The sequence below is a fragment of the Streptomyces sp. FH025 genome (assembly GCF_017427025.1).
Classification (GTDB): Bacteria; Actinomycetota; Actinomycetes; order Streptomycetales; family Streptomycetaceae; genus Kitasatospora.
The window spans coordinates 1-6,771 of the sequence record NZ_JAFLNG010000426.1 but is presented as its reverse complement, the minus strand read 5'-3'; the positions used below and the strand labels follow the sequence as shown (position 1 = coordinate 6,771).

At 75.5% G+C, this 6,771-nt stretch carries 7 protein-coding genes; 3 read left to right on the top strand and 4 right to left on the bottom strand.

The window, feature by feature from the left end; all coding sequences use genetic code 11:
• The first annotated feature begins 210 nt into the window (after positions 1-210).
• Positions 211-1,098, top strand: a complete 888-nt coding sequence (locus J0670_RS25815) for a Rieske (2Fe-2S) protein (RefSeq protein WP_207814064.1) — start codon at positions 211-213, stop codon at positions 1,096-1,098.
• A gap of 46 nt (positions 1,099-1,144) precedes the next feature.
• Here J0670_RS25815 and J0670_RS25810 read toward each other — a convergent pair whose 3' ends face one another.
• Together J0670_RS25810 and J0670_RS25805 are read right to left on the bottom strand one after the other, a co-directional pair.
• A complete protein-coding gene (locus J0670_RS25810) occupies positions 1,145-2,149 on the bottom strand; it encodes an iron-containing redox enzyme family protein (RefSeq protein ID WP_307806689.1) in 1,005 nt (334 codons plus the stop codon).
• Positions 2,146-2,430 (bottom strand): hypothetical protein, encoded by a 285-nt coding sequence (locus J0670_RS25805; RefSeq protein WP_207814062.1) that lies wholly within the window; start codon positions 2,428-2,430, stop codon positions 2,146-2,148. Before J0670_RS25805 ends, J0670_RS25810 begins: the two co-directional genes overlap by 4 nt.
• A gap of 354 nt (positions 2,431-2,784) precedes the next feature.
• Between J0670_RS25805 and J0670_RS25800 the strand changes: the two genes are divergently transcribed.
• Entirely contained in the window at positions 2,785-3,246 is a 462-nt protein-coding gene (locus J0670_RS25800; protein ID WP_207814061.1) for a hypothetical protein, read from the top strand.
• A 22-nt stretch (positions 3,247-3,268) separates the two neighbouring features.
• Here J0670_RS25800 and J0670_RS39490 read toward each other — a convergent pair whose 3' ends face one another.
• Complete coding sequence (locus J0670_RS39490; RefSeq protein WP_307806690.1) at positions 3,269-3,436, bottom strand: CDGSH iron-sulfur domain-containing protein; 168 nt, start codon at positions 3,434-3,436, stop codon at positions 3,269-3,271.
• A gap of 64 nt (positions 3,437-3,500) precedes the next feature.
• Positions 3,501-4,157 carry a HemK2/MTQ2 family protein methyltransferase gene (locus J0670_RS25790; protein ID WP_207814059.1) on the bottom strand — a complete coding sequence of 219 codons (657 nt, stop codon included), beginning with the start codon at positions 4,155-4,157 and terminating at the stop codon, positions 3,501-3,503.
• A gap of 174 nt (positions 4,158-4,331) precedes the next feature.
• On the opposite strand from J0670_RS25790, the gene J0670_RS25785 reads away from it, so the two are divergent.
• On the top strand, positions 4,332-6,437 hold the full coding sequence (locus J0670_RS25785) for a YbdK family carboxylate-amine ligase (RefSeq protein ID WP_207814058.1): 2,106 nt from the start codon (positions 4,332-4,334) through the stop codon (positions 6,435-6,437).
• Positions 6,438-6,771 lie beyond the last annotated feature (334 nt).

Sequence of the window (6,771 nt, the reverse complement as noted above, 5' to 3'; positions counted from 1 at the left end):
GCAACGAGGTGGCCGCCGCCCGCCGGGTGGGCGGGCGGTGGACGGCCCCGGTGCTGGACGCGGACACCGAGGGCGCGCAGCCGTGGGTGGCCACCGGGTACGTCGCCGGGCCCTTACCGAACACCGCCGTACGTGACGGACCCGGGCCCGTCCCCGAACTCACCCTGCCGTCCGGGTTTGGCGCTCCGGTGCCTGGCTAGCCGCTCCGGTATGGAAAACACACCCCTGCACACCCGCCAGTGGTCCCGCCGACTACGCCAAGCCCTGGACGCGCCGGAGCACTGGGGCCTCCTCGACGCGCCCGGCCGCCCTCTGGCCGAGGCGGTCGAGGCCCTCCCGCTCGGGCCGTACCGCGACGCCCTGCACGGCGTGTGGCTCGGCCACCCGCTCCATCCCGCTCTGGTCGACCTCCCGCTCGGCTGCTGGCTGTCCGCCGGCCTGCTGGACTGCCTCCCCGGTCGGCACGGATCCGCCGACACCTTGGTCACGGCCGGGCTGCTGGCCGCCGGCCCCGCCGCCCTCGCCGGCTGGGTGGACTGGGCCCGGCTCGACCCGCCACGGCGGCGCACCGGCCTGGTCCACGCCCTCTGCAACACCGCCGGCGTGCTGCTGTACGGCCGCTCGTTGCTGGCCCGCTGCCAGGGCCACCGGGCCCACGGTCGGCTGTTCGGCCTGGCCGGACTGACCGCGGTGGCGGTCGGCGCCGCGCTCGGCGGGCACCTGTCCTACCGGCAGGCCGCCGGCCCCGACCGGGCCGCCGCCGTGCCCCGGCTGGCGCCGACGGACTGGGTCGGCCTCGGCGCGGTGGAGGACTTCCCGCCCGGAAGGCCCGTCCGCGCGACGGCCGGTGAACTGGCCGTGGTCGTGGTCCGCGAGGGCGAGCGCTGCCACGTCCTGGCCGAGCGCTGCGCCCACCTGTCCGGCCCGCTCTCCGAGGGCTCCCTGGTGGAGGGCTGCCTGCGCTGCCCGTGGCACGGCAGCGAGTTCCGGCTCCGGGACGGCGAGGTCGTGCACGGCCCGGCCACCGCACCCCAACCGGTGCTGGAGACGCGGGTGCTCTCCGGGCACCTGGAGGTCCGGCTGCCCGAGGCCGGCTGAGCACCTGTCCGGGCCGGGACGCGAACGGGGTTCGGACGGGCTCGCCTCAACCCCTGCCGTCGGGACCGTCGGGCAGGGGTGAGCGCAGCGAGGTGCGTCCGGCCCGCCAGCGGCCGACCAGATGGTGCGCGAAGCGCCCGTCGACCACCCCGGCCGCGGCCACGCCGAACGCCACGTCCCGGGCCAGTCCCGGTTCGGCTGCGACCAGTTCCTCGATGACCCCACGGCGTACCAGCTGCTCGTGGACGGCGTCCGCCTCGACGTGCTCGCGGTAGAAGAGGGTGCCGTCCGGGCCACCGCCCAGCCGTTCCAGCGCCGCCGCCAGGCGGGCGGACCCGGGCGAGGAGGTGATCTCGACAGTGGCGAAGTGCCCGACGGCCGCGCCGCGCAGCACCCGGTGCAGGCCGAAGAGCGTCATCAGGTTGACCACCGCCAGAGTGGGCGCCGGCACCAGGTCCAGGTAGTGCCCGTAGCCGGGGTCGAGCCCGAAGGCGGCCATCATCCGGGCGAACAGCAGGGCGTGGGCCCGCTCCGGCCGCCCTGCGCCGTACTCGTCGTAGAGGATCGCCGTCAGCACCGCCTGCGCGGGCCCGTGGATCCTCGGCAGCAGCCACAGCTGCGGGTCCGCCTCCTTGAGGTGGTAGACCGAGCGGTGCACCAGGTACTCGCGGGCGTGCCGGAGCTCGCCCTCGGCGAGCAGGAAGTGCGACGGACCTGTGCCGACGGGCGGCTCCGTGAGCAGTGCTTCCAGCGCCTCCCGCAAGGGCGGCACGGGCTCCGCCTCCGCGCGCACCGCGGCCAGGAACGGGCGCTCCAACTCCCGGCGCAACCCCAGGAGCTCGGGATCCCACTCCCAGCCGTCCGGCACCCCGGGCAGGCCTCGGTCGTGGAGCTCGTAGCAGAGGTGCAGGGCCAGCTGGTGGTCCTCGCCCCACGGCTCGCCGAGCGGGCCGGGCGGTGCGAGCAGCCGCCCGGCGCCGGGCGGTCCGGAAGCGAGCAGGGCCAGCACCGCCGCCGACAGCGGACCACGCGCCTCGGGCAGCGAGCTCACCGCTGCCCTCCACGGCCTTCGGCGCAGGCCCGGAGCACCGCGAGGGCGATCGCCAAGGTGAGCGCCCAGCATCCGGTGAAGACCCACAGCAGCGGAGTCCCGGAGGTCACCAGGCCGGCCGCGAACAGCCCCAGCGACAGCAGGGCGAGTCCGAGGACGGTCCGCCGCCGGACGCCGCGCAGCACGTCCCAGGCCCGGCCGCGCAGGCCGAACCCGATCCCGCGCAGCCGCAGCTCCAGGACGCGGTCGTGGCGCGGCTCCGCCTTCTCACGTCCGTTCATGCCGTCCGCCTCCTCGCAGCGCCGTCCCCTGTGGTCCGCCGCTGCGAGTACCCGGGATCCGCGATCGCTAACGCCCGTGGCGCGGCCGCAGCCGTACGGCCGGCAGGCATCTGTCGTCGTCCGGGTCAGGGCCACCGAGACGGGTGGCGATGCGGTCGAGGTCCAAGCGTCGGAGGCGGTCACAGTGATGGAGCCGGATCCCCACTTCGAGGGCCCTCGCCGTTCACCGGGTTTCGGTGGCGACCCACCCGGCCAGACGCCCCTCATGAGAATACGTACATCTCCGAAGCCCCGCACCGTGGTCATAACCGGCGCCACGGCCGGCATCGGCCGGTCCGCGTGACGATGGTCCAGATGCCTGCCGTCAACACGCCGCAGTTCGACTGGGTGCTCAACCGGCTGCACGGCCGCGCTCGCCCCGTCGCGCCCGTGTACCAACCCGAACTCGCCGCCCGCGCCGTCCGGTTCGCCGCCGACCACCCCGGGCGGCGCGAGTACTGGGTGGGCGGCAGCACCGCCGCCGCCCTGATCGCCAACGCGCTCGCGCCCGGTCTGTTCGATCGCTACCTCGCCCGCACCGGCATCGACGCCCAGCAGGAGCAGGACCGGACCCGACGCGGCGACGAAAGGGACAACCTCTGGTCACCGGGCGACTCCGAGAGGGACCACGGCGCGCACGGCCGCGTCGACACCGACGCCCGCGACCACAGCGCCCAGCTGTGGGCCTCCCAGCACCACCGTCTGCTCGCCGCCGGCGGGGCGGCGGTCCTCGGTGCCGCGGCCGGTGCGGCGGCCCACGGGCGGCGGCCGCGGTGAGCGTTGCGGACCGTCCGTCCGCTCACCTCCCGCCGTCCGAGTCCCGGGGGCCCCGTTCCCGAGCCCGCTGCGGCCGTGTGTGCCGTCGGTGGCTGGTGTCGCAGAACGGGTACGCGCGGCTGCGCCGACAGGCGCACAGAGCCACCACCGGACGGTCGGACAGCCTCCGAGTGCCGTCCGGCAGGACCACCTCCACCGGTCCCTCGACCAGCAGAGGGCCACCCGGCACGACGACCACCCGGGTGGCGTAGCGGTCAGGACTCACGGACACCGCGCACCACCACCAGTTCCTCCTCGCGCTCGCCCGGCCGGATCAGTCCGAGCCGTTCGAACAGGGCGGCCCGGGCCGTCATGACCGGCCCGAAGGGCTGCCGTCGGCGCGCGGCCACCTCCGTGCGCAGGGCGGCCGCACGCAGGAGCGCCAGGGTGGCGGGTACGTCCGCGAGCGCCGACTGCACGACCAGCAGCACACCACCCTCGGTCAGCACCCGGGGAACAGTCCGGCAGATCCGGTCCAGGACCAGCCGTCCGTCCGGCCCCGCGTCCCAGGCCAGCGCGGCACCCCGACCACGAGCCGCCCTGTCAGGACGGGTGGGGAGGTACGGGGGGTTGGCGGTCACCAGGTCGAAGCGCTCACCGGGCAGCGGGGCCAGAAGGTCACCCCGGCGCACCCGGACCCGGACCCGGTGCAGCCGGGTGTTGCACCAGGCGGCGGCCACCGCCCTGGCGGACAGGTCCACCGCCGTGACGAGGGCCCCGCTGCGCGCCGCCGTGATCGCGACGGCCCCGGTCCCGGTACACAGGTCGAGTACCCGGCTGGAGCCGTCCAGCGGCTCCCGGCGCACACAGGCCGCCAGCAGTTCGGTGTCACCCTGGGGCGCGTAGACCCCGGGCGGGCGGATCAACAGCATGCCGGACGGTTGCCCGGCCCAGCCCGGTTCACACCTGCCCCACGGGGCACCGCAGCGGTGGGGCAGGGCGCCTCGGTCGCGACGGGCCGGGCACGCGCCGAGGCCGACCGTTCGACGTCACGTCCCCCGGTCCCCCCTGATGCCGACACCACCGAGGAGGGGGACGCTGGTGGCATGGACGGCAGCGGCGCGCCGGGCACGCACGGAACCCGACAGCCCGCACCGGGCGGCACGGCCCACCACCGGGCGCTGCCGCCGACGGTGGGCGTGGAGGAGGAGTACTTCGTCGTGGACCCCGCGAGCCGGGCCGTGGTGGCCGCCGGCCCGCGGCTGGCCGCCCGCGCCGCGGGCGTACTGGGGGACCTGGTTTCCGGCGAGTTCACGGACCTCCAGGTCGAGGTGCGGACGCCGCCGTGCGCCGCCATGGACGAGCTGTCCGCTCGGCTGGCCTGGTTGCGCCGCGAGCTCGCCGCCTGCGCCGAGGCCGAGGGCCTGGCGGTGTGCCCCAGCGCGACGCCCGTGCTCGGAGGCGGCGACGCGGCGCCGGTGGGCGACCACCCCCGGTACCGGGACGGGGTGGAGCTGTTCCGGACCATGATGGACGACTTCGCCGTCTGCGCCCTGCACGTGCACGTGTACCTGCCCGACCGCGAGGTGGCGGCCCTGGTCGGCAACCATCTGCGCCCGTGGCTGCCGCTGCTGGTGGAGATGAGCGCCAACTCACCCTTCCGCGCCGGGCGCGACACCGGTTACGCCAGCTGGCGCTCGGTGCTGCGGCTGCGCTTCCCGTCGCTCGGCCCGCCACCACGGGTCGAGTCGCTCGACGACTACCGGCGCGTCGCCGCCGCGATGGCGGAGGTCGGCGGGAGCTCCTTCGCCGAACTGCCGTTCTGGGACACCCGCCCGCACCCGCACCTGCCGACCTTGGAAGTCCGGTGCATGGACGTTCCGGCCGAGGCCGCCGATTCGGTGGCCCTCGCGGCCGTCGTGCGCGGTTTGGTGGTGACCTCCGCCCGGCTGGCGGAGCACGGCGACAAGGGCCCCCGCCTCGGCGGTGAGCTACTGCGCGGCGCGTACTGGTACGCGACCCGCGACGGCTGGCCGGGACAAGGCGCGGACGCACTGAGCGGGCACGTCCTGCCCGCCCCGGAGCGCGCACGGAGGCTGGTGGGGCACATCGGCACCGCGCTGGAGGACCTGGGGGACCTGGCACGGGTCACCGCCTTCGTCGACCGGCTGGCCGCCCGGGGCAGCGGTGCCCACCGCCAGCGTGCCGTACACCGGGCCGGCGGCCTGCCCGCGGTCGTGGACGACCTCGCGGACTGCATGACCACCCCGCCGGCCGTCCCGCCCGGGTCATCCGCACGGCGGACCGCCCGGGGGCGCGACCCCGGCGGGCGTGCCAGCGTGGAGGAATCCGGAAGGGCATGCGGACCCGCGCCCGCCCGCGCACGCCTGGAGAGGCCGATGGACGACACCCCGAAGCAGCACGGACGCCCGCCCGAGCACGCCGGGCGGGTGCGGCGCGACGGGTACGCCCGCCTGAACGCCGCCGACCTGGGCATCGACACCAGGGCACTGGCCGAGGACTTCACCCGGCTCGCGGACGCCTACCGGGACCTGCCGCCGGATCCGTACGCCCGTGGGACCCACCGCTTCCGCCGCTACTCGCACGCCGTCCACCTGCCCTGGTCCGGAGAGCTCTCCTACATCCCCGGGGTCCCCGACGAGGAGTTCGGCACCGTCACGGAGTACTGGCAGGACGAGCACAACCCCGAGTACCCCCGGGTGCGGCGCCGGCTGCCCGACATCCCGGAATCCCTGCACGGCAACCGGCTGCTCGACGCCCTCGTCCGCGCCGACCTCGACCGTGCCCTGTGGCTGGAGGACCTGCGCCGCGTCCCCGTCTACGTCGGCGTCCACCTGATCTCGCTCGGCGTCCACGACCGCGAGCAGGAGGCGGTCTCCTCGCCGAACTGCCTTCACCAGGACGGCGGTTCACCGGCCACCTTCACCTTCGCCCACCTGATCGGCCGCCGGAACGTCCAGGGCGGCGAGAACGTCATCGCCACGCCGGAGAGCGCCGGTCGGCAACCCGACGCACTGCCCCCGGAGGCGATCCACGACCGCTTCGTGCTGACCGAGCCACTGGACGGCTACGGCGTGCACGACCGGCGCGTCAGCCACTACGTCGGGCCGGTCCGCCTCGGCGACGACGGGAACGAAGGGCGCCGCGACATCCTCATCATCGGAATCGCCCCCTACACCCCCGGGCTTTGACACTGCCGCGAGAACGTTCGACCCCACGTCCTGAATCGTCGGTTGCCGCGCCCGGATGTGCCGACGCCCTGCTGTCCCGCAGCGCACTCCCACCGCTGGCGGGAGCTGCCCGAGCCACCACCGAACCCTCGCGCCGAAAGCCCCCGGGGGCCGGCGCCCGCACCCGGCGACGAATCCCGACGAGCTGACTTCCGGCCTCGGGGGCGAGCGGCACGTGACTCCGGGACTGGAATCGTGTCCTGGAGTCACGTGGCGGGCGCTGCTTCGGGCGCGCCCGCGGCCCGGACGAGGGTGGGCCGAGAGGCTGGGTTCAGGCCTGGGTGGGGCGGGTGAG